The sequence below is a fragment of the Nocardia sp. NPDC004654 genome, assembly GCF_040609595.1.
Taxonomy (GTDB): domain Bacteria; phylum Actinomycetota; class Actinomycetes; order Mycobacteriales; family Mycobacteriaceae; genus Nocardia.
In genome coordinates, this window is sequence record NZ_JBEXKI010000007.1 from 126,268 (window position 1) to 152,029 (window position 25,762).

General features: G+C 70.9%; 17 protein-coding genes. 2 read left to right on the forward strand and 15 right to left on the reverse strand.

What is annotated here, in order from left to right; all coding sequences use genetic code 11:
- The first annotated feature begins 29 nt into the window (after window positions 1–29).
- The gene (locus ABZV58_RS23805) at window positions 30–653 is read left to right on the forward strand and encodes a hypothetical protein (RefSeq protein WP_355002353.1); all 624 of its coding nucleotides are present in this window, start codon (window positions 30–32) and stop codon (window positions 651–653) included.
- Here ABZV58_RS23805 and ABZV58_RS23810 read toward each other — a convergent pair.
- The 11 genes from ABZV58_RS23810 to ABZV58_RS23860 all read right to left on the reverse strand — a co-directional run bounded on the left by ABZV58_RS23810 (window position 650) and on the right by ABZV58_RS23860 (window position 20,721).
- Window positions 650–1,321 carry an MspA family porin gene (locus ABZV58_RS23810; protein ID WP_355002354.1) on the reverse strand — a complete coding sequence of 224 codons (672 nt, stop codon included), beginning with the start codon at window positions 1,319–1,321 and terminating at the stop codon, window positions 650–652. The genes ABZV58_RS23805 and ABZV58_RS23810 overlap by 4 nt on opposite strands.
- Before the next feature lie 27 nt (window positions 1,322–1,348).
- Window positions 1,349–2,917: an MFS transporter gene (locus tag ABZV58_RS23815; RefSeq protein WP_355002355.1), complete on the reverse strand. Its 1,569-nt coding sequence runs from the start codon at window positions 2,915–2,917 to the stop codon at window positions 1,349–1,351.
- On the reverse strand, window positions 2,914–3,360 hold the full coding sequence (locus ABZV58_RS23820) for a nitroreductase family deazaflavin-dependent oxidoreductase (RefSeq protein ID WP_355002356.1): 447 nt from the start codon (window positions 3,358–3,360) through the stop codon (window positions 2,914–2,916). The genes ABZV58_RS23815 and ABZV58_RS23820 overlap by 4 nt, the downstream gene beginning before the upstream one ends.
- Before the next feature lie 68 nt (window positions 3,361–3,428).
- On the reverse strand, window positions 3,429–5,669 hold the full coding sequence (locus ABZV58_RS23825) for an MMPL family transporter (protein ID WP_355002357.1): 2,241 nt from the start codon (window positions 5,667–5,669) through the stop codon (window positions 3,429–3,431).
- Between the two features lie 98 nt (window positions 5,670–5,767).
- On the reverse strand, window positions 5,768–6,862 hold the full coding sequence (locus tag ABZV58_RS23830) for a cyclase family protein (protein WP_355002358.1): 1,095 nt from the start codon (window positions 6,860–6,862) through the stop codon (window positions 5,768–5,770).
- Between the two features lies 1 nt (window position 6,863).
- On the reverse strand, window positions 6,864–8,510 hold the full coding sequence (locus ABZV58_RS23835; protein WP_355002359.1) for an FAD-dependent monooxygenase: 1,647 nt from the start codon (window positions 8,508–8,510) through the stop codon (window positions 6,864–6,866).
- Window positions 8,507–9,523 (reverse strand): AfsA-related hotdog domain-containing protein, encoded by a 1,017-nt coding sequence (locus ABZV58_RS23840; protein ID WP_355002360.1) that lies wholly within the window; start codon window positions 9,521–9,523, stop codon window positions 8,507–8,509. Before ABZV58_RS23840 ends, ABZV58_RS23835 begins: the two co-directional genes overlap by 4 nt.
- Before the next feature lie 2 nt (window positions 9,524–9,525).
- A complete protein-coding gene (locus ABZV58_RS23845) occupies window positions 9,526–10,332 on the reverse strand; it encodes an alpha/beta fold hydrolase (protein ID WP_355002361.1) in 807 nt (268 codons plus the stop codon).
- Window positions 10,329–13,397, reverse strand: coding sequence for a beta-ketoacyl synthase N-terminal-like domain-containing protein (locus ABZV58_RS23850; protein WP_355002362.1), 3,069 nt, complete (start codon window positions 13,395–13,397; stop codon window positions 10,329–10,331). Before ABZV58_RS23850 ends, ABZV58_RS23845 begins: the two co-directional genes overlap by 4 nt.
- Window positions 13,394–18,997 carry a type I polyketide synthase gene (locus tag ABZV58_RS23855; RefSeq protein WP_355002363.1) on the reverse strand — a complete coding sequence of 1,868 codons (5,604 nt, stop codon included), beginning with the start codon at window positions 18,995–18,997 and terminating at the stop codon, window positions 13,394–13,396. The genes ABZV58_RS23850 and ABZV58_RS23855 overlap by 4 nt, the downstream gene beginning before the upstream one ends.
- Window positions 18,994–20,721, reverse strand: coding sequence for a fatty acyl-AMP ligase (locus ABZV58_RS23860; RefSeq protein ID WP_355002364.1), 1,728 nt, complete (start codon window positions 20,719–20,721; stop codon window positions 18,994–18,996). The genes ABZV58_RS23855 and ABZV58_RS23860 overlap by 4 nt, the downstream gene beginning before the upstream one ends.
- 269 nt (window positions 20,722–20,990) lie before the next feature.
- Between ABZV58_RS23860 and ABZV58_RS23865 the strand changes: the two genes are divergently transcribed.
- Entirely contained in the window at window positions 20,991–21,665 is a 675-nt protein-coding gene (locus ABZV58_RS23865) for an HAD-IA family hydrolase (RefSeq protein WP_355002365.1), read from the forward strand.
- Here the strand turns inward: ABZV58_RS23865 and ABZV58_RS23870 are convergent.
- The 4 genes from ABZV58_RS23870 to ABZV58_RS23885 all read right to left on the reverse strand — a co-directional run bounded on the left by ABZV58_RS23870 (window position 21,635) and on the right by ABZV58_RS23885 (window position 25,760).
- Complete coding sequence (locus tag ABZV58_RS23870) at window positions 21,635–22,273, reverse strand: MerR family transcriptional regulator (RefSeq protein WP_355002366.1); 639 nt, start codon at window positions 22,271–22,273, stop codon at window positions 21,635–21,637. The two genes, ABZV58_RS23865 and ABZV58_RS23870, sit on opposite strands and share 31 nt — an antisense overlap.
- Window positions 22,274–22,433: 160 nt before the next feature.
- Window positions 22,434–23,162 carry a response regulator transcription factor gene (locus ABZV58_RS23875; protein WP_355002367.1) on the reverse strand — a complete coding sequence of 243 codons (729 nt, stop codon included), beginning with the start codon at window positions 23,160–23,162 and terminating at the stop codon, window positions 22,434–22,436.
- Between the two features lie 427 nt (window positions 23,163–23,589).
- Window positions 23,590–24,144 (reverse strand): GNAT family N-acetyltransferase, encoded by a 555-nt coding sequence (locus tag ABZV58_RS23880; protein WP_355002368.1) that lies wholly within the window; start codon window positions 24,142–24,144, stop codon window positions 23,590–23,592.
- Window positions 24,145–24,191: 47 nt separating this feature from the next.
- A complete protein-coding gene (locus ABZV58_RS23885; protein WP_355002369.1) occupies window positions 24,192–25,760 on the reverse strand; it encodes a polyamine aminopropyltransferase in 1,569 nt (522 codons plus the stop codon).
- Window positions 25,761–25,762 lie beyond the last annotated feature (2 nt).

Sequence of the window (25,762 nt, forward strand, 5' to 3'; positions counted from 1 at the left end):
GCCGATCCGCGACGGCGCATGATGCGGGAGTGGACGAGGCAACGTACCGGGAGACCAGGAACTCCCTGCACGGGACGGCGGAGCTGCTGATCGCCGGGCCGCAGTACCGGCGCGACGGCACGATCCGGTTGCGGGTGGTGCTCGGCGGGTTCGGCGGGGCGCTTCTGCCGGTGTCGGTGGTCGGCGCCAGCCTGGTCGGACCGTTCGGCCGCGCGCCGTTGACCGGCACCTACCGCCAGCTGGCCGACTCGGCGAACCTCGAGCCGGGCGCGCCCGAGGGCGTGTACGCCGACACCACCGGACGCGGCCTCGACGACGAAGTGCGCGTCGAGGAGGAGGCCGCGGCCGTGATCGCCGACTGGTTCGCCACCGGAGACGCCGCCCTGCGCTGCCTCGCGCCCGACATCACCCCGGTCCTGTGGCCCGAGCATTTCGACCTGTCCAGCACGCTGGACGAGGTCAATTTCGGTGTGTCCCCAGGGGATTCGTCCCACCCGGGCCCTTACGCGTATGTCGGCCCGTGGACCCCGCGCACCGGCCCCTACTGGAACGAATCGTTCGGCGCCTCGCGCCCGCGCGACCAGGTGCCCACCGTCGCGCGATTACTGGATTTCTTCGAGGAGGGCAGAGCTCGCGCCGTCGCGACCGACTAGCCGAGGCTGAACGGCGCGCCCCAGACGGTGAGGTGGGAGGCGACGTTCGCGGTCTCGATCTCGACGCGGATGAAGGCTCGGGCTTGGGCATAGCCCGCGCAGCCGGTCAGTGCGATGGTGGAGTCGGCCCAGGTGACCGAGGCGGTGTTGCCGCGAAAACGGTTGACGGGCTTGTGGTCTTCGTTGCCGAAGTCGTCGGGGACCTCGACGTCCAGCAGGTAGAACGAGCGGGTCTGGCCGGGGCCGAGCGAGAGCGCGCCACCGGACTCCGCGCCGACGTTCGGGCGGACGTTCTGCGGATCGCGCCAGCTGAGGCCGCCCTCCACGCCCCCTTCCACCCCGCCGCCGGAGATGTCCACCTGACAGCCGACGGTGTAGCCGGGGATGAGTTTGCCGCCCGGCCGGTCGCCCGCGCCGGTCACCTCGACGTGCGCGCTGCCGGACACCCAGGCGTTGCGGTGCAGCGGCGTCCCGCCGAGCGAGGGGTTGATGGTCACCGATTCGCCGGTCAGGCGCACGGTGACCACCGTCCCGTCCATGAGCGTCTGCACTTGGTGGGCGCCGGGTAGCGGCACCACCACGTCGGCGCCCGCGGTGCCGCAGGCCAGCGCGGCGACACCCGTCGCCACGACCGCCGTGGCTCGTCCGATCTGTTTGCGGCAGTTCATGATTCCCCTTCGATCTCGGCCCGCCCGTCAGGGCAGGGCGGGTGCGTCGTCGTGTTCGGGTGCGGCCGGATCCTGGACGAAATCCTGGCGGCGGATCAGGAAAAGCGCGGCGGCGCCGACGATCACGCTGGCCAGCCCGCCGATGGTCGCCACGGCGTGCAGGCCGGACACGAAGGCCCGGTGCGCGGCGTCGGTCAGCTCGGCCGCGTGGGCGGCCGAGGTTTCGGTGGTGAGCCGGTCGATGGATCCGGCCGCGACCGCGTCCACCGCGGCGGCGGGCACCGGCTGGCCGGACAGACTGTCGGCGATCCGCGCGTGCGCGACCGCGCCGAGCACCGCGACGCCGAGTGCCGAACCCACTTGCTGGAAGGTCTCGTTCACGCCCGAGCCCATGCCGGAGTCCTCCGGCGCGACGATGGCGACCGAGGCGTTGGCCCGCGGCGGATTGAACAGCCCCATACCGATACCCGCGACCAGGAACGGCACCAGGGCGGCGGTCCAGTCGTCCTCCGGGCCGATGGCGTTGAGCAGCAGGAACCCGATACCGGTGAGGATCAGCGCCGCGCCGATCAACCGGTTGGTCGCGACCCGCACGCTCAACACGCCGCCGAGCACGCCCGCCACCAGCAGCATCGCGGTGAGCGGCAGGAAGCGCAGTCCGGTCTCGATGGCGGAGTGGCCGAGCACGCCCTGCATCCACAGCACCCCGAACAGGATCACCGGGATGACAGCGAAATTCAGGACGAACGTCGCGGCCGAGAGCGCGTCGAAGGTGCGGTTGGCGAACAGCCCCAGATCGAGCATGGGATGCCTGCCGCGGCGCTGCACCAGCACGAACGCGGCGACCAGCACGAGGCAGCCGGTGAAGCACAGGATGGTCGAACCCGCTGTCCATCCGGCGACCGGACCGCGAATGATGCCGTACACCAACAGGAACAGCGCCGCCGAGAACAGTACGAGCCCGGCCCGATCCACCGGCCTGCCGCCCCGGCGCGCGCTCTCGGGCACCTTCGCCAGCACCACTAGCAATGCCACCAGCCCGGTCGGCACGTTGAGGTAGAACACCCAGCGCCAATCGATTTCGGTGAGCGCACCGCCGACCAGCGGACCGGCGGCGACCGAGATCCCGGTCGTCATGCCGAACAGGCCGAACGCGGTACCGCGCTCCTTGCCGGTGAAGGCCGCGGCGAGCATGGCGGGGCCGACCGCGTAGAGGATCGCCGCGCCGACGCCCTGGACACCGCGAGAGAGGTTCAGCAGCAAGGGAGTTCCCGCGACGCCGCAGGCGACCGACGCGGCGGTGAACACCACGAGACCACCGGCGAACAAACTGCGCCTGCCCATTCGGTCCGCCAGCGAGCCGCTGGTCAGAAGGAACGCGGCCATGCCGAGCGCGTAGGCATCCACCACCCATTGCAGCGCGCCGAAGCTCGCCGACAGATCGGCCTGGATGGCGGGCAGCGACACGTTCACCACCGTGATGTCCAGGGTGAGCATGAACGTGGAGACGCAGACGGTGGCGAGCACCCACCACCGGCTCGGATCGCGAATCGTCTCGAGCGCCGCCGAACTCGCCGCGGGACGGGTGGTGGTCATGGGGTCTCGCTCCAGCCGTGCAGTAGGAAGACGGGGTGTCGGTGCGCCTCGGCGGTGAACACGCCGGGCGCCGAGCGCGACGAGGCGTCGAAGTACGGCATCGTCACCGGCGCCTTCTTGACGTACTGGTGCAGCACGTGGCCCGCGCGGTCGCCGTGCACCGATTCCGCCCACACCCGCTGTTCGTCGTGGCCGCGGCGCAACACGACGACGTCGCGTTCGCGCAGGTTGTGCACCCAGCCCACCTCCCCGTAGGGGGAGACGAGCCACCGCTGTCCGTCGAATTCGATGATGCGCACCGGGTTTCGGCGCGTGAGGCCGCTGCGCCGTCCGATGGTCTCGAGGATGTACATGCCGTCCGGTCCCGCGCCGCGCGCGGCCAACGCCATCACGGCGCGGTTGAGGACCCTACGGACCGGACCGGCTTGGTACTTCGCTGCCATGAGCTATGTCCTTCCGGGGCGGCGGGCCCGGCCAGAGGAGTCGACCGGGCCCGCCACGAAACCGACGATCACCGCGACAGCGCTGTCGAGGTCGCCGCCGTGGTGCCGAGCGCATCTGCCGGTTCGATGCCACTCGGCCGGCCGGCACCGCCGGGTTCCGGAGCCGCGTCGGCTCCAGGTTCGGGAATTCCGTACTTCTGCCACCAGACGGCCAGCGGCTTCGGCGCCCACCAGGCCTTGTCGCCGAGCAGCCGCATCGTGGCGGGCACCAGCAGGCCGCGCACGATGGTGGCGTCCAGGAAGATGGCGAGCACGAGGCCGACGCCGATCATCTTCACGATGGTGATGCCGGAGAACACGAAGGCGCCGAGCACCACCGCGAGCAACAGCGCGGCGCTGGTGATCAGTCGCGCGGTGTGCCGCACGCCGAAGGCCACCGACTCCACCGGATCACCGCTGCGCAGGTAGTGCTCGCGGATGCGCGCCAGCAGGAACACCTCGTAGTCCATGGCCAGACCGAAGGCGATCGCCATGATCATCATCGGCATGTTCGCGTCCATGAAGCCCGCCGGAACGAAATTCAGCGGGCCGGAAAGGAATCCGTACTGGAAGATGAGCGCGACGATGCCGAAGGTGGCGAACAGCGACAGCAGGTTCATCAGCACCGACTTCAGCGGAAGCAGCACCGAGCCGAAGGCGAGGAACAGCACCGCGAACGAGACCACCGTGACGATCAGCAGCATCCACGGCAGCCGCTCGGCGAGCATGTCGAGCAGGTCGGCCACCGCCGCCGGGCGGTTGGTGAACGACGAGGTCGACTCCGCAGGCGGTTCGACGGCCCGCAGCTCGCGCACCACGTCGCGGATCGGCGCGTCCATCGAGTCCAGCGAGTAACCGAGCGTGACGCGGGCCAGGTCGCCCGCCGTGCCGGTGACGGCGGCGCTGTCCACGCCCTGCACCGCCCGCAGGCGGTCGAGGTAACCCGAAAGCGCCTGCTGGGCTTGCGGACTCGCGGCATCACCGGGCATGTCGACCACCGCGGTGATCACCTTGGTCGGATCGAGCGGGAAGTCCCGATCGAGTTCCTCGGAGACGACCCGGCTGTCGGTGCCCGCGGGCAGCGCCCAGTCGGCGGGCCGCGACCAGGTCGCGCCGAACAGCGGCAGACCGAGCAGCACCAGCACCAGGCCGATGCTGCCCGCGGCGAGCACCGGACGGCGCATGACCGCGTGCGCGACCTTGTACCAGCGCGCGCCAGGCTCGCCGCCGCGCTTGCCGAACGACGGCAGCGGGATCCGCAGCGAGTTGATGCGCAGGCCCGCGAAACGCAGCAAGGCGGGCATCACGATGAGCGCGCCGAGCACCGCGAACAGCACCACGCTGACGCCGGAGTAGCCGAGCGAAGTGAGGAACCGCGACGGGAAGATCACCAGGCCGCCGAGGGTGACCGCGACGGTGATGCCGGAGACGGCGACGGTGCGACCCGCGGTGGCCATGGTGGTGCCGATGGCGTCGTCGACCGTGCGGCCCGCGGCCAGCTCGTCACGGAATCGGTTGACGATGAGCAGCGCGTAGTCGATGGCCAGACCCAGACCGAGCAGGACGACCAGGTTGATCGAGAAGGTGGACAGGTCGGTGAACGTGCCGACCACCCGCAGCACCGCGAGCGAGCCGACCGAGACCACCACGCCGACCGCGAGCGGCAGCGCCGCGGCGATCGCGCTGCGGAAGATGACGATCAGCAGGATCAGCAGCAGCGGGAACGAGATCAACTCGGCGCGCGCGAGGTCTTCCTCGGTGATGTCGTTGAACTGGTCGTTCACCGCGACCAAGCCGCCGAAGCGGACCTCGAGACCGGGCTGGTCGAAGAGGTGCTCGATCTCGCGCCACACCACGACCCGGTCTTCCTCGATCTGGCCGGGCAGCTGCATGGAGATGTAGGTCTTGTGCCGGTCGGCGGAGACGAAGTCCGGGGAGCCGGTGGTCCAGAACGTCTCCAGCCAGGTGTAGGAGCTGCGCGGGACCTTGGCGACCGCGTCCTCGACCCGCGCGCGGTAACGCGGATCGTCGACGGTCATCTCCGCGCTCTCGTACATGACCACCACGTCGGCGACGTGCCTGCCGAGGGTGGTCTCCAAGATCTCGTCCGCGTGGGACGACTCGCTGGTCGGATCGTCCAGCCCGGCACCGCCGCCGAGCAGGTTTCCCGCGCCCGAACCCCAGAGACCGCCGAGCAGGATGAACAGAACGGTGCCTACCACCACCCATCTGCGATGGGCGGCGGACCACCTGCCGAGTTTCTCGAACACGATTCCTCCACCTATATAGAGTCGAACTATCCACTACAGGTAGTGCTGCTATCTATTTCTGGAATGCTACGGCGGGTTGCCAAGCGCGGCAACAGCAATCAGACGAAGGCCAGCGCCCGCACCGGCGCGCCGAAGCCGCCACGCAGCTTCGCGGCGCCGACCACGAGGGTCGCTCCGCGTTCCGGGACCGTGTCCAGGGCGGCCAGGTTCTCGATGCCGTACCGGCCGGAGCGCAGCAGCATTCGGTGCACCATCGGCTCGAATCGGGTGCCGACGTCCAGGCTGCTGGTGTCGGTGCCGAAGCCGACGATGGAGCGTTCGGTGAGCAGGAATTCGGCGGCGTCGGGGCCGATGCCGGGAATCAGCAGGGCCAGCCGCAGCGGGTCGAAGGGCAGGTAGGCGGCGGGATCGTGGACGCGGTGATACCAACCGGTGTCCATCGCGACGAACGCGCCGTCGGGGATGCGGCCGTTGCGCCGCTCCCAGTCGAGCAGGTCCTCCACGTGCAGTTCGGTGGTGGTGTCCTGGGCCGCCCGCTCGGCGATGCGGACGACACACAGCGGCGCGACCAAGTTCTCCACCGGGATCGCGTCGGCGCGTGCCAGGCCGCGCTGGGAGTGGGCGGGCACGTCGATGTGAGTTCCGGTGTGCTCGTTCATGGTCCACTCGGCCGTGTTGAAGCCGATGATCTCCTCGAACATCACCTGACGCTGCACCGGCTGGCGCACGTACAGGTTGAACACCGGGAAATCCGGCCCCACCGCGTGGGTCAGGTCGCGCACGGAGAATCCGCTCAGGTTCAGTGGTTGCGCCTGGGCGCGCGGCGCGCCGATCGCCCCGGCGGCGGCCGACGCGCCCGCGATGCCGAGCGCCGCGCCCAGAGCGGTGCGCAGCGCGCGGCGACGGCCCACGCCCTCGGCGGCGACCGCGCCGCGGCTGTGCGTCACCGAGGCACTGTGCTCATGTGGGGCTCGCGCACCGTGCCCGTTGTGCGCGGCGCTGTGGCCGTGGTGTGTGGCGGCGCTGCGCTCGTGGTGCGATGGGCCGCTGAGTTCGTGGTGCGCGCCCGCGTGCCCGTGGTGGGCGGTGGCGTGATCGTGGTGCGCGCCTGTGCCGTGTCCGTGCCCGCCGCACAGGTCGTCGTGCGGCGGCGCCTCGGCCAGGGCGGCGGCGAGGATTTGTGGGGAACACATGTCAGGGGACCTTCCGTCCGAGCAGGGTGGGCGCGGCATCGTGCGGTGCGCGGAACCCGGGTAGCTTGCCGAGCAGGTCGTCGAGGTCGAGTGTGGGTGAGGCGTCGGCGACATAGCCGTCCGGTCGGATCGCGATGAGCTTGCAGCCCGCGAGCTCGTGCTTCGGTGCGAAGCCGGGCGGGGCGTAGAACACCTCGCCGAGGTCGGGCGCGGTCGTCGCCGACGGGTCGCCTGGTACGACGACGTGCAATCGGAACGGCAAGCCCGACTCGTGGATTCGCGCGCGCAGCGTCGACACCCGCCGGGCGTCGTCCGCCGACGGCGTCGCGTCGAGCGCCGCGAGCAGCACGTGGCCCGGGGCGGAGAGCAACCGGCGCAGGCCGGTCGCCGCGCCGTCGGGGCCGATGAGCGCCGCCTCCGGAATCGCGCGCCCGAGCGCCCGGCGGCCGCCGCGCTTGCCGACGGCGGGGCTGTGCCGGTAGTCGAGCTCGTACTGGGCCAGCGAGGGCACCAGCCGCTTCTCCAGCAGCCCACTGCGACTCAGGGTCCCGAGCACCAGGTCGCGCACCGCGCGCCCCGGACGCGAACCCACGGTCCACAGTTTGGTCTGGCGGTCGGCGGCCTGGATCACCTCGCGCGCGATCGGCATCCGCTCGGACTCGTACCCGGCCAGCAGCACGTCGGCGTCGGCGCCGCCGCTGATGATCGCCGCCAGCTTGCCGCCGAGATTGGCCGCGTCCTGGATGCCGGTGTTGAGGCCTTGGCCGCCCGCCGGACTGTGCACGTGCGCGGCGTCGCCCGCCAGCACGCAGCGGCCCTTGCGGAAGGCGGCCGAATGCCGCATGTGCACCAGAAACCTGGTGGCCCACTGGAGTTCGTGGATGCGGATGGGGTAGGGCGCGCGCTTGTCGGCCAGCTGTTGCAGGTCGTCCACGGTGGGCGCGGCGTCCGGGTCGCCGCCGATGCCGCTGGCGTCGGCGAAGACCCGCACCTGACCGTCCGGCAGCGGTACGACCACGAGCACACCGTCGGGGTGCAGGTGGTAGTGCGCCTCGCCCGGCGGCACCGGCGCCGTGATGACGCCGTCGCCCAGCGTGTAGGACTGCGGATAGGTGCTGCCCTCGAAGGTGATGCCGCTCAGGGTGCGCACCGCGCTGTGCGCACCATCGCAGCCCACTACCCACTGGGCGGTGAGTCGTTCGGCTTCCTCGCCGCGGCGCAGCAGCACCTCGACGTGCTCGCCCCGATCGGTCAGCTCCACCAGTTCGGTGCGCCACTCCACCGGCACGCCGAGCGTCCGAAGGTGCTCTACCAGAACGGATTCCACCGACGGCTGGGTGATGATCAGCGGCTCGGCGTCGTTGCCGGTCTCCGGTCCGAAACGCACCTGCGCGACGGGACGTCCGCCGGAGAAGTAGCGGGCGGCGGTCATCGGCAGGCCTCGCGCGCGCACCGCGTCGCCGGTGCCGTGGCGGTCGAGCACATCCAGCGCGCCGTCCCACATCGTCAGTGCGCGAGCCTGATTCGCGGGCCTGTCGACGGCGCGATCGATGATCCGGCAGGTCAGTCCGTGCCTGCGGAGTTCGGTGGCCAGTGCCAGACCGGTCGGCCCCGCGCCGACCACCAGCACGTGCAGTGTGTCACTCATGACGGCTGCTCCGTCCGGTTCAGGTAGCTGTCTTCGCAACCGGTCAGCTCGGCGAGCTCCAGCGTGCCGACGGTGAGGACCCGGTCGAACTGGCGCAGTTCCAGATCGATGCGGGCCGTGCCCGGTCGGGTCGGATCCAATGGCGTGCAACGGCATTCGATCGGCGCGCCGAACTCGGCGAACTGGGTGAAGCGGGACGAGCAGGACACGACCGTGGCGTTCGGTGTGCCGAGCATGCCCTCGCGGACCGCGGTGTCCAGCGCGGCCTGCCGGAACGCCTCGATGATGAACGGCCCCGGCACGTGGTCGTAGTCGTGGTCGAACAGCGCCGGGTGGCGGCGATCGGGCAGCAGCGGATAGTCCCAGGCGGGACCGACCGCGACCGGCGCGCCGATCACCACGTTGCGCGAGTCCCGCCGCCCGACGGCCGTGGCGGGCAGCGGCGCGGCCGTGTAATCGGGCCCGCCCGCGGGGACCCGCCCGAGCTGGTAGGCCCGCAGCGCCTCGTAGTCGGCGCGGGCCAGGAAGACCACATCGGCGCTCAATTCCATGGCGGCCCGGCCCCCGACGACGAGTTCGCCCGCCAGCGTCAGGTCGCTGAAATCGGCGCCGCGATCGACCCGCGAGACGATCTCGTAGCGCAGAATGCCCTCCAGCGGCGACTTCTCGTCGTCGCGGAAGGCCTCCCGGTCGGTGACCGCGAAGTCGTAGCGCTGCATGCTGAACGGCAGCCCCACCGGGACGCCGACGTGCCGGTGCAGGACCACGAACGAGCCCTGCCGCGCGGCCTCTGCCATCGCGAACGGGTCGTGGTAGACGGTGGTCCTGTCGTACCAGAGGCTGTGCGCGCGCGGGATCTGCAACGCCGTGTAGAAGGTGGAGTCGCCGTCGGCGACCGAGTCGGCGACGAACACCTCACCGAGCGCGCGGCGGTGCGCCTCGGCCCGCGGTACGGTGCGATCGAAACTCAGCGCGGAAGGCGCTGCGGGGAAACGGATCTCGGTCTCTGTCATCGTTATGCTCCTTTGCCCATCGGTGCGTCGAGCGCGCGGCGGATCGTCCGGAGCACGCCCGCTTCGGACTCGTCGAGATAGAAGTGGCCGCCGGGGAACTGACGCCACCGCGCCGTCGCGGTGGTGCGGTCCTGCCAGGCGGCCAGCTCTTCGGTCGGTGTCATCGGGTCGTCCACGCCCCCGAGGGCGGTGATGGGGACCGTCAGGGTGCCCGCACCGCGATAGCGGTAGTCGGCGCCGAGCATCAGGTCGGCGCGCAGCGTCGGCGCGAAATGCTCGGCCAGTTCGGGCGAATCCAGGATCGCCTCCGGCACACCGCGGTAGACCCGGTCGACCAGCCGAAGCAGTTCCGTGTCGTCCTCGGGCAGGTCGAGGGTGAACTGCCTGCGCGGGTGCGCACGGGCCGACACGAACAGGTGCTGCGGCGGCAGGTCGGCGTCGGTGAGCCGCAGCGCGACATCGTAGGCGAGCAGCCCGCCGAGGCTGTGCCCGAACAAAGCGACGGGACGCGGAACGTGCGCCACGATCGCCTCGCAGATGTCGGCGACCAGCGGTTCCCATGTCCTGGCGTGCGGTTCGCGCCACCGCGGCCCGCGCCCGGGCAGGGTGACCCACCACAGCTCGATCTCGGGGGCGAGCTGATCGACCCAGCGCTGATACATCCGCGGATTCCCGCCGGAATGGGCGAAGCACACCAACCGGATCGCCGGATTCGTTTGCGGCCGTGGGCAGGTCAGCACACCGCGATGCCCGGTCGGCAGCGGCGCCGCGGAAACGTCGACGACTCCGCCGTGCTGACGCCCGTTCACAGCGGCCCGCTTCCGACTTCGTCGCCCGTCACCGCCGCGGCGGATTCGGCCTCGACGATGACCTTGGCCAGGTCCCGCGCGCTGCCTTGTTCGAGGGTCTCGAGCAGCTGGGCCAGCGGCACGACGGTGCCGGACTCGGCCTCGATCTCGTTCTTCATCTCGACCACCACCAGCGATTCCAGCCCGTAGTCGCGGATCGGCGTCGCCTCGTCGATCTCGGTGATGGGTTTGCGCAGCGCACGCGCGATCCGTTCCCTGACGAATCCGGTGAGCGCGTCGAGCCGGGTCGGCCGGTCGACGTGGTGGGCGCGGGTCAGCGCCACCGGGCCGGATCCCCTGCGCTTGGCCGTCGCGGGGCGGACGGTGGCGTGCACGTGCTGCTCCTCGACGGCCCGCCGTTCCGGCAGCCAGTGCCTGCTGCGGTTCCAGGGGTAGTGCGGCAGCGGCGGCCGTCCGCTCGGCGTGCCGAGCACCGCGGACCAGTCCAGCTCGTGGCCACCGAGGTAGAGCTCGGCGACGCTGTGATCCAGGGACGCGGACCGGGACTGGCCCCGCCGCAGGCTCGCCGCCAGGATGACCGAACGGTCGAGTTCGCCTGCCGCCGAGGCGATGTCGCGGATCAGCACCGGGTGCGGGCCGACTTCCAGCACGGTGGTCAGCGCGTGGTCCTCGGCCAGCGCCGCCTGGAGCGCGGGCGCGAACAGCACGGCGTCGGCGAGGTTGGCGGCCCAGTGCGCGCCGGTCAGATGGTCGGCGGTGACGCGCTTGCCGGTGACGGTCGAATACATCGGGATCGATCCCGGCGTGGCGCGCACCGCGTCGGCGTGCGCGGCGAATTCCGGTGCGCACGCGGCGAGCAGCGTGCTGTGGAAGCCGTACTCGACCGGCAGGTCCTTGACCGACGCGCCGCGAGCGCTCGCCTCCACCGCGATGCGGCGCACGCCGTCCGCCGGGCCGGTGATCACGGTCGAGCGCGGGCCGTTCACGGCGCCGATCGTGACCTCGGATTGTCCGGCCAGCAGCTCGGTCACCGCCGCGGCGGGCAGTGCGATGCTGCACATCGCGCCGCCGCGGGCATGCCGCTCGGTGAGCGCCGCTCGGCGCACCAGGATCTCGAAAGCCTGCTCTCTGCTGAGCATTCCGGCGACGGTCGCGGCCACGATCTCGCCCATGCTGTGGCCGACGACGGCGGCGGGCCGCACGCCCCAGGACTGCCACAGCGCCGCCAGCGCCAGCTCCACGGCGGCAATGCACACCTGCGCGACATCGGTGCGGTGCAGCTTGCTGTCGGGCTCGGCCGCCAGCAGCTCCTCCCACAGCGACCAGCCCGCCAGCCGCCGCACGAGCGCGTCGCAGGCGTCGAGCTCGGCCCTTGCCACGGGTTCGTCGGCGAGCAGGCGGCCCATCTCCGGCCACTGCGAACCCTGCCCGCTGAACACGAACAGCGTCCGGTGCCGCGCCGCCGCGCCGATGTGCCTGGCCGCCTTGGCGGTTCGCGCGCGGTCCACCAGCGCGTCGACCGTGTCGCCGGTGAGGCACAGCCGTACCGGAAGATGCGCGCGCCGGGTGGCCGCGGCCGCGCAGATCTCGGCCGCGGTCGCGTGGTCGGCGGCCGCGAGCAGATCGGCGTAGCGCCCGGCCAGTGCCCGCGCGGAGGCCGCGCTGCGGGCCGAAAGGGGAAGCACCAGAGCGCCTTCCGCGTGCGGGTCGACTTCCTCGCGCGCCGCGGCGGCGAGCACGGCGTGCACGTTCGCGCCGCCGAAGCCGAACGAGCTGATCGCGGCCAGCTTCCGTCCGTTCCCGCCACCGAGGGGGGTGCGCTCCCTCGGTAGACGCAGCCGGGTTCCGGTGAGATCGAGCTCCGGATTGGGCCGCTCCAGGTGCAGGTTCGGCGGAACCTCGTCGTGTTCGAGAACCAGCATCGCCTTGACCAGACCCGCGATGCCCGCCGCGGCCTCCTGATGTCCGAAGTTGGTCTTGACCGCGCCGACGGGGCACGGCTGCTCGCCCGCGCCGTACACGGCGCGCAGCGCGTCGAACTCGATAGGGTCGCCGAGCGGGGTTCCGGTGCCGTGCGCCTCGATGTAGACCACCTCGGCGGGGTCGGCGGCAGCATCGCGCAGCGCACGGCGCAGCAGGTCGGTCTGGGCCCGCGGACTCGGCGCGGTGAGGCCGTTGGTGCGCCCGTCGTGGTTGGCGGCGGTGCCGCGGATGAACGCGCGCACCGGCCTGCCCTCCGCCTCGGCCAGCGACTCCCTGGTGAGCACCACCATGCCGCAGCCCTCGGCGCGCACGATGCCCTCCGCGCCCGCGTCGAAGGTGCGGCAGCGCCCGCCGGGCGCCAGCGGCAGCACCTTCTCGGTGACGGTGGTGGACAGCGGCGACAGGATCGTGTTGACGCCGCCGACCAACGCGATGTCGCAGTCTCCGTTGCGCAGCGCCCGCACCGCCAGGTGCACCGCCATCAGCGAAGAGGAGCACGCTGTGTCCACCGCCAGGCTGGGGCCGGACAGGTCGAGCAGGTAGGACAGCCGGTTGGCGACGATGCTGTGCGCGCCGCCCGGCGCGGTGTAGGCGTTGATGCCGGACGGGTCGGCGAACTGCATCATCAGGTAGTCGCTGCCGTACACCCCGAGGAAGACGCCGGTCGTCGCGGCGCGCAGCTCGGCGGGCGTCAGCCCGGCGTCCTCCATGGCCTCCCAAGCCACCTCGAGCACCAGCCGCTGCTGCGGATCCATCCGCTCGGCCTCGGCGGCCGAGATGCCGAAGAACTCCGCGTCGAAGCCGTCGACCTCGGCGAGCAGCCCGGCGTAGCGGCCGGTGCCCGCGGCGTGCCCGGTGCGGCGGCCGTCCTCGCTGTCGACCAGCGGCGTGATGGCGTCGCGTCCGTCTCGCAGCGCTGACCAGTAGCCGTCGAGATCCTCGATGCCCGAGGGCATCCGCACCGCCGCGCCGAGAATCGCCACCGGCTCGGTGCGGCGGTCGACTTCGGCTCGCAGGCTGCGGATCTCGTTGAGCGCCTTGCGTAGTAGCGCGCGGCGATCGTCGGTGGTTTCGGTCGTCATCGGGTGTCCCCTTCGGTGGAAAGATCCAGTTCCGCCGATAGGAGATCGGCGAGTTCGTCATCGGTGGCCTGGTCCAGGTCCGCATCGATTTCGGGCCGGGCGTGCCGCTGTGGCGGCGTATCGGACGCGGGCTCCCGCGGCGGGAGCATCCGCTGCGCCAGCTCCTCGACGAGCTGGTCGACGGTGGGGTGGGCGAAAATGAGGCTGGCCGGAATACGTTGGCCCAGTCCGGTTTCCAGTCGGTTGCGCAGATCGACCGCCATCAGCGAGTCGAAGCCGAGATCGCGGAAGGGCATGGTCGGGTCGACCGGCCGAGAGGTTCCGACGATCGTCGCGACCTGGCCGAGCACGAAGCCGCGCACCAGCTCCAGTCGTTCGGCGGGATCGTCGATCTCGTGCAGCGACAGCGCCTGCTCGGCGGGGCCGCCGGGGTTCTCCCCGTCGGGCAGCAGGTTCGCCAACAGCTCGCGCGCGGCCGGTGGCGTGCCGGGACCGGCCAGCGTCGGCAGGTCGAAGGCGGCCGCCGCGAGGACCGGGCCGGGATCGGCCAGTGCCGCCTCCAGCAGGTCCATCGCCGCTCCGGTTTCCAGCGCGGGCACGCCCATGGCGGCGAGGCGGCGTTCGCTGCCCACCGCGGCGGCCAAGCCGATCGCCGCCCAGGGACCCCAGGCGATGCTGTGCGCGGGCCGCCCTTGCGCGGCGCGCGCTGCGGCTAGCGCGTCCAGGTAGGTGTTGGCCGCGGCGTAGGCGCCCTGGCCCGGCGAGCCGAAAAGCCCGGCGAGCGAGGAGAACAGCACGAAATGCGCGAGCGGCTGGTCGAGGGTGAGGTTGTGCAGGTGCCAGGCGCCGCGCGCCTTGCCGGCCAGCGCGCGGGCCAGCCTGGCCTCGTCGAGATCCGCGACGACCGCGTCCTCGAGCACACCGGCGAGGTGGAAGACACCGCCGATCCGTCCGGCTTCGGCCAGCACCGCGGCGAGCGCGGCGCTGTCGGCCACGTCGACTGCCGCCACGGTGACTCGGACGTCGCGCGCTCGCAGGTCGGCGATCGCCTGTTCGGCCGCGGCGTCCGGCGCGGAACGACCGAGCAGCAGCAGGTTTCGCGCGCCACGTGCCGTCAGCCAGTCGGCGACGCGCAAGCCGAGCGCACCGAGGCCGCCGGTGACGACCTGGCACAGTTCCGGATCGATGGACACCGAGGTGTGGGCCCGCGGCACCGGAACCAGCCGGGGAGCCAGAACCGCTCGGTCGATCGAAACCTGCTGCGGTGCTTGCGGATCCCGCAGGACCGTCACCAGCCGATCGATGTCGGCGCCGCTGGGAGCGGCGGGCAGATCGAGGACGCCGCAGGCCGTTTCGGGATGCTCGGTGGCGATCACCCGGCTCACGCCCCACAGGCTCGCCGTGGACAACCGCGACGGACGCACCGCGCGCTGGGTGTCCGGGGTGAGCAGCCACAGTCGCGGCGTCTCGCGCCAGGTGCGGCCGATCAGGAATGTGGCCAGCTCCACCGAGTCCGCCGTGTAGGCGGCCGACTCGACCGGGTCTTCGCCCGCGCTCGAATAGGCCCGCGCGTCGATGACGCCGCGCAATCCCTCGATGGTTTCGGCCAATTCGGCCGCCGCGGTCTCGTAGTCGGCCGCCTCGTGCGCCGCGGTGCGCACGACTCGGTCGCCGCGCGCGGTGAGGCGTTCGGCCAGCGCGTCCAGCGCCGGATGCGCACCGCCGACGATCAGCCAGCCGCCGCGCGGCGCTCGCCCGCCCTGGGATTCCCACGGCTGCCAGGCGAGCCGGTACAGCCTGCCGCGCTCGGCGGTGGCGGTTTCGGCGGTGGTGACGCGGAAGTCCATGGCCGAGCACAGGACTCGGCCGTCGGCGCCGAGCACGACGAGGTCGGCGATCAGATCCCGTTCCCCGTACTCCACGATGCGGGCATGGCACCAGACGTCGGTGACGGGCGCGGCTGAGGTGGCGAACTGCACCCGGGTGGCGCCCGCAGGCAGGGCGAGCGCGTCGGTCAGCCGCGGTCCGGCGGCTGCCGCGACGGTGTGCAGGCAGGCGTCGAGCAGCGCGGGATGCAACCCCGCGCCCGCCGTGAGTTGGATTGGCAGCGTGAGCTTTCCGACGGCTTCGTCGCCGCCGCGGGAGAGCTGGGTCAGCGCACGGAAGGCCGGTCCGTAGTGCAGCCAGTTCCCCGCGAGGCGCTCGTAGAACTCCTCGATCGGCAGTGGCTCGGCGCACCGGGCCAGCAGTTCCCCGATCTCCGGTGCGGGTCGATCGGTGAGCGGGGCCTGCGCTTGGTCGAGCCAGCCGCGCGCGTGCGTGACCGCGGCGCCGTGCGAATCGGAGACGATCACGAATTCCGAACGCCCGCCCGCCGATTCGACGACCAGCTGGAGTGACGAGGCCGTACCGGGCAGCAGAACGTGCGGCGCTTCGAAGGTGACGTTGGTCAGCACCACGGTCGGCGTGCCGCCACCGGCCAGATCGCGCGCGGCCTGCGCCGCCGCGTCGAGCCAGTACGCGCCAGGGATCACCGGCACCTCGTCCACCACATGATCGGCGAGTTCGGGAGCGGCGTCCGGCCGTAGCGGCCACACGCCGAGCTCAGGGCGGGTGGCGATCCGCACACGCGGGCCGAGCCAGCCGCCGACCGGCGCGACTACGGCCGCGGCGCTCTCGGCGCGAATCAGCGGGAACCGCTGGGTGTTCCAGCCCTGCGAGGGAATCGGCATCGGCGTGCCAGGGCGGTAGAGCCGCGTCCAGTCCAGGTCCGCGCCGCGGGTGTAGAGCACGCCGAGCGCGTGCAGGAAGGCGAAGACCTCGTCCTCGTCGCGCCGGGCCGAGGACACCGCGACCATGTCCGCGCCGGGCGCGTTCGCGGTCGCGATCTCCGTGAGCGAGCGGGCCAGCACCGGATGCGGCGCGATCTCGACGAAGGTGTCGTGATCGGCGGCGAGCAAGGCGGTGATCGCCGTGTCGAACAGCACCGGTTCGCGCAGGTTGCGCGCCCAGTAGTCGGGGTCGACGAGCGTGTCGGTCAGCGGGCCGCCGGTGACCGTCGAGTACAGCGGCACGCTGGGCTCGCGCACCGCGATGTCGCGCACGGCCTCGCGCAGCCGGGGCCGCAGCGGCTCGACGGCGGGGCTGTGCGCGGCGAAGTCGACCGCGATGCGCCGGGCGAAGACCCCGTCGGCCTCCAGCCGCGCCACGATCTCGTCCAGCGCTCGCGGCTCACCGGAGATGACGGTCGCGCGGGGACCGTTCACCGCCGCCACCGACACTCGATCGCGGTACTCGGCGAGCGCCGACTCCACCTGCGCCGCATCGAGTTCCAGCAGTGCGAGGCCGCCGCGACCGGAGATCTCGGTGAGCAGCGCACTGCGCACGCAGACGATGCGCGCGGCATCGGCCAGCGACAGCGCGCCGCTGACGTGCGCCGCCGCGATCTCGCCCATGCTGTGCCCGCAGACCGCGGCCGGTTCGATGCCGAAGGACTTCCAGGTCTCGGCGAGCGCGACCTGCATGGCGAACAGCGCGGGCGGCACCTGCGCGGTGCCGTGCGCGACGATGCCGCGCTCGGTCGACCACAGCGACACCCCGAGCAGGCGCTCCAGCTCGGTTGCGCAGCGCCGCATCGCCTCGGCGAACGCGGGCACCGACGCGGCCAGCGCGCGGCCCATGCCGTCCCACTGCGAGCCCTGGCCGGGGAAGACCAACGCGGTCCGCCGGGCGCGACGGCTCGGCGCCTGCGGTTCGCAGACCCCGCGGACCAGTTCGCCGTCGGCCAGCGCGGTCAGGCCGTCGATCAGTTCCTCGATGTCGCGGGCCACCACCGCGGCGCGGTGACCGTCGTGGTCGCCGCGCAGCGCTGCGGTGGCGGCCGCCCTGGCGAGCCAGGTCGAATCGTCACGGTTCTGCTCGGCGGTGCGTGCCCAGCCGCGCGCCCGCCGCCGCAGCCCCGCCGCGGAGCGCGCGGTCACCGGGAACAGCACGAAATCCGTTGCGCCGGAGTGCTCGTCCGGTTCGGTCGCCGGTGCGGTGGACAGCACCACGTGCGCGTTTGTCCCGCCGAAGCCGAACGAGCTCGTCCCGGCGATCGCGGCGCCGTCGGCGTCGACGGGCAGCGCCTCGACCACCGCCTGCACCGCCACCGGAACCCTGTCCAGCTCCAGCAGCGGGTTGGGCCGCCGGTAGTGGATGGTCGGCGGCAGCTCCCGATGATGCAGGGAGAGCGCGGTTTTGATGATTCCGGCGACACCGGCCGCGGCCTCCAGGTGGCCGAGGTTCGATTTCGCCGAGCCGACGCGCAGCGGCTTCTCGGGATCGCGGCCTTGGCCGAGCACCGCGGCGAGCGCACCCACCTCGATCGGGTCGCCGACCGCGGTGCCGGTGCCGTGCGCCTCGACGTAGGCGACCCGGGCCGGGTCCACGCCCGCGGCGCGGTAGGCCGCGCGCAGCACCCGCTCCTGCGCGGGACGGCTCGGGGCGATGAGCCCGTTCGTCCGGCCGTCCTGATTGACCGCGCCGCCGCGGATCACGGCGTAGACGCGGTCGCCGTCGCGGCGGGCCCGCGCGAGCGTCTTCAGCACCACCACGCCCGCCCCCTCACTGCGGACGTAGCCGTTGGCGCGCTCGTCGAACGGCTTGCAGCGCCCGTCCGGCGCCATCAACCGGCCTTTGCTGAAGCTCAGCGCCACCCGCGGCGCCGCTATGACGTTCACGCCGCCGGCCAGCGCCACCTCCGATTCGCCCGCGCGCAGCGACTGGCAGGCCAGATGCACCGCGACCAGCGAGGACGAGCAGGCGGTGTCCACCACCATGCTCGCGCCCGCCAGGTTCAGGCAGTAGGACAGCCGGTTGGCGACGATGCTCAGCGCCGAGCCGGTGCCGTCCTGCGCCGACACCTCGGTGCCTGGCGCCAGCACGGCCACACCGTGGTCATAGGACGACGCGCCGAGGAAGACTCCGGTCGAGGTGCCCGCCAGCCTGCTCGGGCCGACGCCCGCGTCCTCGATCGCGTGCCAGGCGACCTCGAGCAGCAACCGCTGCTGCGGGTCCATCCGGATGGCCTCCTTGGCCGCGATGCCGAAGAACTCCGCGTCGAAATGCTCGACGTCGTCGAGGAATCCGCCCCACTTGGTGGTCATCCGGCCCGGCGCGTCCGGGTCGGGGTCGTACAGCGCCGCCGCGTCCCAGCGGTCCGCGGGGACCTCCGTGACGGCGTCCACGCCCGCGCGCAGCAGATCCCAGTACTCCCGTGGGCCGTCGGCGCCGGGAAATCGGCAGCCGATCCCGACGATGGCGATGGCGTCGTCGGGATCGGTGGCGATCGCCGCCTGTTCCGCCGTCTCGGCGACGCCGCCGAGCGCGGCGGCCAGCGCGGCGGCCGCGGCGGCCACGCTGGGATGGTCGTAGGCGAAGGTCGGCGACAAACTCGTCTCTGCCCAGCGCTGGAGATCGTCGGACAGCTCCACCGCCTGCATGGAGGACAGGCCGAGCGCCGCGAACGGCACGTCGACCGGGAGACCGGCCGGATCTACGCCGAGCAGCTCGGCGATCCTGGCGACCAGCCAGGCTTCGATGTCCGCCGCTGATCTCATGGCCGCACCGCCTCGGTCGCGGCGGGGGTGATCTCGTCGAGCGTGCCCGCCTCGAACGCCGCACGGGTCGCGCGCCGCTGCAACTTGCCGCTGGAGGTCTTGGGTACCGTGCCCGCGCGCACCAGGACGACCCGCGCGGGGGTGATCGAGTGGTCGACGCTGACCGCCGCGCGCAATGTCGCGGTGAGCGCGGCGATGTCAGGATCGGTGTCCGCCTTGACCTCGGCGACCACGATCAGCTCCTCACCGCGTTCCCGGTCGACCGCGAACGCGGCGGTGCAGCCGCGCCGGATCCGGGGGTCGGCGTTCTCGACGGTGTGCTCGATGTCCTGCGGGTAGTAGTTGCGCCCGCCGATGATGACCAAGTCCTTGCGCCTGCCGACCACGTACAGCTCGCCGTCGACCAGCGCGCCGAGGTCGCCGCTGCGCAGGTACGGACCCGACTGCGACGCAACGGTTTCCGCGCGGAACGTCTCCTGGGTGGCGTCCTCGTTGCCCCAGTAGGCCAGCGCCGCGTCCGGCCCGCCGATCCAGATCTCGCCGACCTGCCCGTCGGGCAGCGGCATCCTGGTGTCCGGGTCGACGATCAGCAGCTCGCGGTGCAAGGTCACGCGGCCGGAACCGACCAGCGTCTGATCCGGGCCAGGCGTGAGGCGGCCCTCGGCCAGTTCGTCGCGGCTCACCGTCAGCGTGACCGCGCCTGCGCCGCGGTGCGAACCGGTGGTCATGAGGGTGGACTCGGCCAGCCCGTAGCAGGGGTAGTAGGTGTTGGAATCGAAACCGTGCCCGGCGAATTCGGCGGCGAACTTGGCGAGGGTCTCCGCGCGGATGGGCTCGGCGCCGTTGAACGCGACCTCGAGCGAGCTGAGGTCGATACCCGCCCGATCGGCGGCGGGGATGCGGCGGCAGCACAGCTCGTAGGCGAAATTGGGACCGCCGGTGATGGTGGCCTGGTAGCGGGTCACCGCGCGCAGCCAGCGGACCGGTCGCTGCACGAAGGTCAGCGGCGGCATCAGCACCGTGCGGCTGCCCGCGTAGACGGCGGGCACCACGATGCCCATCAGGCCCATGTCGTGGAACAGCGGGAGCCAGCCGACGATGCGCGATTCGGCGCTGTAACCCATTGTCCGGCAGAGCAATTCCTGGTTGTGCATGAGTGCGTCATGGGTGACGACCACACCCTTCGGCGCGGAGGTCGACCCGGAGGTGTACTGGAGGAACGACACATCCGCGCCGGTCACCGGCACCGGTTCGAAGTCCGCGGCGCCGTCCGTGTCGGCCACGATGCCGATCCAGCGCAGGCGGTCCAGTTCCGGGGCGGCCTCGACCAGCAAGCCTCGGGTCTGCTCCGGCGCGGCGCACAACACCGCGGCGGCGTCGCAGTCCGCGGCGATGGTGCGCAGGGTCTCCACCCGGCGCGGCGAAGTCACCGGGAACGGCGGGTACACCGGCACCGCGACCACGCCGGCGAACTGGCAGGCGAGGAACGCGAGCACGAAGTCCGCGGAATCCGGCGCTACGATCAGTGCCCGGTCGCCGGGCGCGGCCTCTCGAGAAATGCGCGCGGCAAGTGCGCGGGTCAGTTGCTCCAGTTCCGCGAAAGTCCAGGAATGCGATTCTTTTTCACCGTCCGGCAAAAAGGTGTACGCGATTCTGTCGGCAGCGTCGGCGGCGCGCTGCGAAATTGCCTCGGCGAGCGTTCGAGCCCGGAGTTCGGTTTCCATCGCAATCCCTCCTCGATCAGCCGGCAGCCATCACGACGGTGCCGACAGAACAGGGACATTACGGGCGGAGGCGGCGAAATGGACAGGCTCAGAACGTGGTCCGAAGGGCGACACGCGGGGAATCGGAAGACATATCACTTTCGGACGGAAAACTCTCGGAAGGAATAGTCCGGAGGGATTGTCACCTTTGTGTAATGGCGATCGGCGCAGTCTCGCAGATACGTTCCCGCTGCACCGAAGAATTGCCGAACACAGAGCGGAGTGGAACTGTGACGAGCAGCACAGCGCGGGAGCGCATCGCCATTTGGTCGGATTTCGGGGGAGTGCTCACGCCGCCGGTAGCCGAGACATTCGCGGCATTCTGCGCGAAGACGGGATTGGCGCCGGATCCCTTGCGCCGCGCGATCGCGGAAGTCACCGCGACATTCGGCACCGAGGACATGATGCTGCCTTTGGACACGCCGCTGATCGGCGAGGACGAATGGCTGGATCTGGTGCGCGCGGCGCTGCGCAGGCAGGGCGTGCACACCGCGGTGCCCAGCCTCGCCGAGACCTGGTTCGACGGCCGAAAAGCCAACGCGCAGTGGGACGACGCGCTGCGGCGCTACCGAAGCGCCGGACATTTCGTCGGCATGCTGTCGAATATGCCGCCCGCGTGGGAAGCGCACTGGCGGCGGATGGTCGTCGCGGAGGAGTTGTTCGAGGAGATCGTCAACTCGGCGCAGGTCGGCTGCCGCAAACCCGATCCGGAGATCTTCGAGCTGGCGGCCGCGCGCGCAGGCGTCGAACCGAACCGCTGCGTCCTGATCGACGACCTGCCGCAGAACTGCGCGGGCGCCAGGGCGGCCGGTTGGCGCGCGGTGCTGTTCCGTGACGCCGCGACCGCGACCGCCGAGGTGGACGCCGAGCTGCGTCAGCTCGTCGCCGAGGGCGTCGCGATATAGGCCGAGGCCGCGTCCTCGTGCGCCAGCCGGCGCAGAGCGCTGAACATCGCGTCGCCGAGCGCCGTCCAGACGACGAGCGCCTCGGCCATGCTCTCCGCGTTCGGCTGGCGCAGCAGCGTGTCGATCTCCTTGGCCGCGATCCGTTCGGCCAGCTCGGCGTAGTCGTCGAGCAGGTCCCAGTGCTGCTGTCCCAGCCTGCCGAGGGTGGCGAGCACCGCGGCGAGGGTGCCGCGCGCCGGGTTCGTCTCGCGGACCTGCCAGCCGCGGCGGGCGAGCAGATCGCGGACCTGATCGGCGGCGGCCAGCTGCGCGTCGTCCGGCTCCGCGGCGGGCGGCTTGCTCATCGCGAACTGCGCCTTGCCCGCGGATTCCAGCACGGTCATCCCCGGCGTCCGCATCTTCTCCAGGACTTCCCTGGTCGCCGCCACCGACAGCCCGCCGACCTCGATCAAGGCCCGAACCAGCTTGAGCCGCCGCACATGTGAGTCGTCGTACTGCATCTGGTTGGGGCTGGTCCGTTCACCGGGAAACAGCAGCCCCTCGCGCATGTAGTACTTGATGGTGGGTGCGGGCACGCCCGAGACCTTGCTCAATTCGGCGATGCGCATATCCGCCTCCCGTCCGTGGCTACTACTGGTCGCCCAAGTGTAGGTCAGACGGATAGCGACCAGTTCCGGTTGCTGTTCGACTGCTCCGGCCGTCAGGACGCACTTTCGTGTTCGCGACGGCCGTGCGCGAGCTTCGGAAAGATCGACTCCGACGGCATCGTCACGCGGAATCCTGCTGGCCGATGTGCGCCCGATACCGGTTCACCGCGTCGATGCGGGAGACCGCGCCGAGCTTGTCGAAAATACTACGCAGATGCCGTTTCACGGTGCCCTCGGTGATGGACAGCGCATTGGCGATCTGCCGATTCGTCATGGCCTCGGACACCAGGCGCAGCACCTGTTCCTCGCGCGCCGAGAGCCTGCCCCGATTGGCCCCGGCGCCGGTGAGAAAATCCCGCGGCACGCTGACGGTGATCTGGTCCTCCACCGAGGCGATCCCCCGGATCGCGCTGACCAGCTCGCTGCGCGAGATCTTCTTGTGCAGGAAGCAGCGCACGCCCGCGTCGAGCATGTCGTACAGCAGGGTCTCGGTGCCCGTCGAGCTGAGCACCACGACGGCCGCGGACGGACAGGCACGGGTCAGCGAGCGCACCATTCGCACGGTGGCGCTGCCGATCTCGTCGTTGTCCAACACGATGACGTCCGGATGCGCGGCGGCGGCGAGATATCCGGCCTCGTTCCAGGACACGTCGCCGACTACCGTGAAATCAGCTTCGGAATTGAGGAAATCGCACAACATCTCGCGCGTCAGGAAGTTGTCTGTGACAATCTGAATGTGGACGACGCGCTGCGGCAGACCGTTTGTCGGTATCACCGAGACGAGGCGCGGAGCGGAGCATTCCGAAACGGCGTCCGTTATCGCGCTTTCCACGTCTGCCGTGCGTTTCATTCGGGCGGTTCCGCTCATTTCCACCATCCACCTCGGGGTTGCTGAGTCGGACCCGGCGGTCGTCCCAGACGACTTCCGGCGCGTAACCGACCCGTCGGCCGATGCCACGACAGCACGCGGCATCAACCCGCTGGATTTCGTTCACCGATGAACCAGAAAACCGGCCCCGCCCGGATCGGTATCGAAACGACTACCGACACTTGGCTTTTGGAACCTGAGACCGGTTATAGGAAGTGACCCTATCCGTAAACGGTGCACTCCACAAGCCGGTTGTTCCGCAGCGCACAATTAGGCTTCGAGTGTTCCCGATCCGTTAACACTTACCGCAAGGATCGGAAACGTGGTTGTGAGAAGCCGGTACGGCAATTGGTGGTCAAGACACGAAAAACAGGGGCACGCAAGGGGATTCGCGGAAAGTCGAGCGTGCTCAGCGACCACCGCGTCCCTCGCCCGCGAGCCTGCCGCGGCGGATGAGATCGCGTTTGGTGCCGGGGGCGATCGGCGGCAGCGCCGCGTCGGCGTCGGCCTCCGGCTCGTCGGGGTTCGGTCGCACGAACAGGGTGACGGTCGCGGCGGGACGGAAACCGCTGCGGGTCATCAGCGTCGCCGAGGCGGTGTTGTTGTTCTCCACGTCGGTGACGATGCGCCGCGCGCCGCGGGTGAACAGCGCCGTCGAGCACGCGTCGACCAGCCTGCGCGCGATGCCGTGCCCTTGCATGTCGGGCGCGACCGCGATCCACTCCAGATAGCCCCAGTCGTCGCGCAGCTCGAATTCCATTGAGCCGAGCACGAATCCGACGACTCGATCGGAATCCAGCGCGACCCAGCACGCGTTGTCGGGGCTGTCCAGGTGCTCGGCCACGCTGGTCAGCGACCAGGAGGTGTAGGGCTTGGTGCCGGTGTCGAAGACCTGATGGCCGAGATCGAGCACCTGGCGCAGATGGCCGAGGCCCATGGGGACGATCACGGTGGCGGTGTCCATGGCGCACAGTTTGCCAGGAGCTAGCCGCTCTGCCGCTCAATGGAGGCTCAGCGCCGCCATTCCCGCAGTTCCAGGTCGACGATCACCGGATGCATCAAGGTGGAGACGGGCGCGCCGGTGTCGCGGCGGTCGGGCGCGAACACCGCCGCGGCCGCGAGCGTCGCCTCGTCGAGCGAGCGGAGCGGCGCGGGCGGGTCCAGGCGCAGGCGCGGTTCGGTCTCCCTGGTCGCCAGCACGAAGCCCCAGTCGCCGAAGCTGGGCACGTCGACGTGGTACGGCAGCGTCCGCAGGCCCGCCGCGCGAATCGTGTTCGCGATGCACCAGTACGAGCGCGGTGCGAAGAACGGCGAACCGGACTGGACCGCTAGCGTGCCGCCGGGGGCGAGCACATGGGCGGCCATCGCGTAGAACTCCTTGGAGTACAACTTGGCGATCGAGGTCTGGTCGGGGTCGGGCAAGTCGACGAGCACCGCGTCGTACGCGCCGGGCGAGCCGCGTAGCCAGGAGAACGCGTCCTCGTTGACGACCCGCACCCGCGGATCGTCGAAGGCGTTGTGGTTCAACGTGTTCAGCCGGGCATCGGTGCGGGCCAGCCGGATCATCTCCGGATCCAGCTCCACCAGGGTGATCGTCTCGACATCGGGGTAGCGCAGGATCTCGCGCAGCGCCAGACCGTCGCCGCCGCCGAGCACGAGCACGTCGCGGCGCGGACCGGCGAGGGCCGGATGCACGAGCGCCTCGTGGTACCGGTACTCGTCCACCGAGGAGAACTGCAGATCGCCGTTGAGGAACAGCCGGGTGTCCGGGGTGCCGAACGGTGAGATCGACTCGGTGAGGACGATGTTCTGGTACTTGGTCCGCTCGTGCAGCACGATCGGATGGGCGAACAGCGCCTGCTGCGCGGTCGCCTCGAACCGGTCGGCGTAGAGGTAGGTGCCGAACAACGTAGCCGCGACGAGCGCGGTCAGCGCGCCGAAGCCCCACCGCGCCCGCGGCCGGAGTTCGGTGCGGAACAACAGGAACACCAGCGCCAGCCCCGCCGCCGCGTTGACCACGCCGACGATCAGGCTGCCGCGGATCTGGCCGAACACGGGCAGCAGCAGGAACGGGAAGGCCAGTCCGCCGAGCAGCGCGCCCACGTAGTCCGCGGCGAACAGGTCGGCCACCGCGCTGCCCGGCTCCTGTTTACGAATCCGCTGCAAAAGCTCCATCAGCAACGGGATTTCGGCGCCCACCAGAATGCCGAGGACGCTCGCGATCGCGATCAGCGCCGTGGTGTAGATGTTCAGCCAGGCATAGGCGGCGTAGAGCATCAGCACCGAAAGCCCGCCCAGCAGCGCGAGGATCAGCTCCACCGCGACGAACGCCGCCGCCGCGTGCCGCCGCAGCGGTTTCGCGGCCAGCGCGCCGATGCCCATGGCGAAAACCATGACGCTCAACGTGATCGAGGCCTGCGCCGCGGTGTCGCCGAGCAGATAGCTGCCCAGCGTCACCAGCGACAGTTCGTAGACCAGGCCGCAGGCCGCGCAGACGAACGCGGTGACCAGCAGCGCGATTCGGGCCGGGCGGCGCCGCAGGCGCGGCGGTGGCGGTGCGGTCTCGGTGTCCGCCCCCATAC

Excerpts from the sequence above, each read along its gene's own strand:
- ABZV58_RS23810 (WP_355002354.1), bottom strand. The coding sequence starts at position 1,321 with ATGAACTGCCGCAAACAGATCGGACGAGCCACGGCGGTCGTGGCGACG.
- ABZV58_RS23815 (WP_355002355.1), bottom strand. The coding sequence starts at position 2,917 with ATGACCACCACCCGTCCCGCGGCGAGTTCGGCGGCGCTCGAGACGATT.
- ABZV58_RS23820 (WP_355002356.1), bottom strand. The coding sequence starts at position 3,360 with ATGGCAGCGAAGTACCAAGCCGGTCCGGTCCGTAGGGTCCTCAACCGC.
- ABZV58_RS23830 (WP_355002358.1), bottom strand. The coding sequence starts at position 6,862 with ATGTGTTCCCCACAAATCCTCGCCGCCGCCCTGGCCGAGGCGCCGCCG.
- ABZV58_RS23835 (WP_355002359.1), bottom strand. The coding sequence starts at position 8,510 with ATGAGTGACACACTGCACGTGCTGGTGGTCGGCGCGGGGCCGACCGGT.
- ABZV58_RS23840 (WP_355002360.1), bottom strand. The coding sequence starts at position 9,523 with ATGACAGAGACCGAGATCCGTTTCCCCGCAGCGCCTTCCGCGCTGAGT.
- ABZV58_RS23850 (WP_355002362.1), bottom strand. The coding sequence starts at position 13,397 with ATGACGACCGAAACCACCGACGATCGCCGCGCGCTACTACGCAAGGCG.
- ABZV58_RS23855 (WP_355002363.1), bottom strand. The coding sequence starts at position 18,997 with ATGAGATCAGCGGCGGACATCGAAGCCTGGCTGGTCGCCAGGATCGCC.
- ABZV58_RS23860 (WP_355002364.1), bottom strand. The coding sequence starts at position 20,721 with ATGGAAACCGAACTCCGGGCTCGAACGCTCGCCGAGGCAATTTCGCAG.
- ABZV58_RS23870 (WP_355002366.1), bottom strand. The coding sequence starts at position 22,273 with ATGCGCATCGCCGAATTGAGCAAGGTCTCGGGCGTGCCCGCACCCACC.
- ABZV58_RS23875 (WP_355002367.1), bottom strand. The coding sequence starts at position 23,162 with ATGAAACGCACGGCAGACGTGGAAAGCGCGATAACGGACGCCGTTTCG.
- ABZV58_RS23880 (WP_355002368.1), bottom strand. The coding sequence starts at position 24,144 with ATGGACACCGCCACCGTGATCGTCCCCATGGGCCTCGGCCATCTGCGC.
- ABZV58_RS23885 (WP_355002369.1), bottom strand. The coding sequence starts at position 25,760 with ATGGGGGCGGACACCGAGACCGCACCGCCACCGCCGCGCCTGCGGCGC.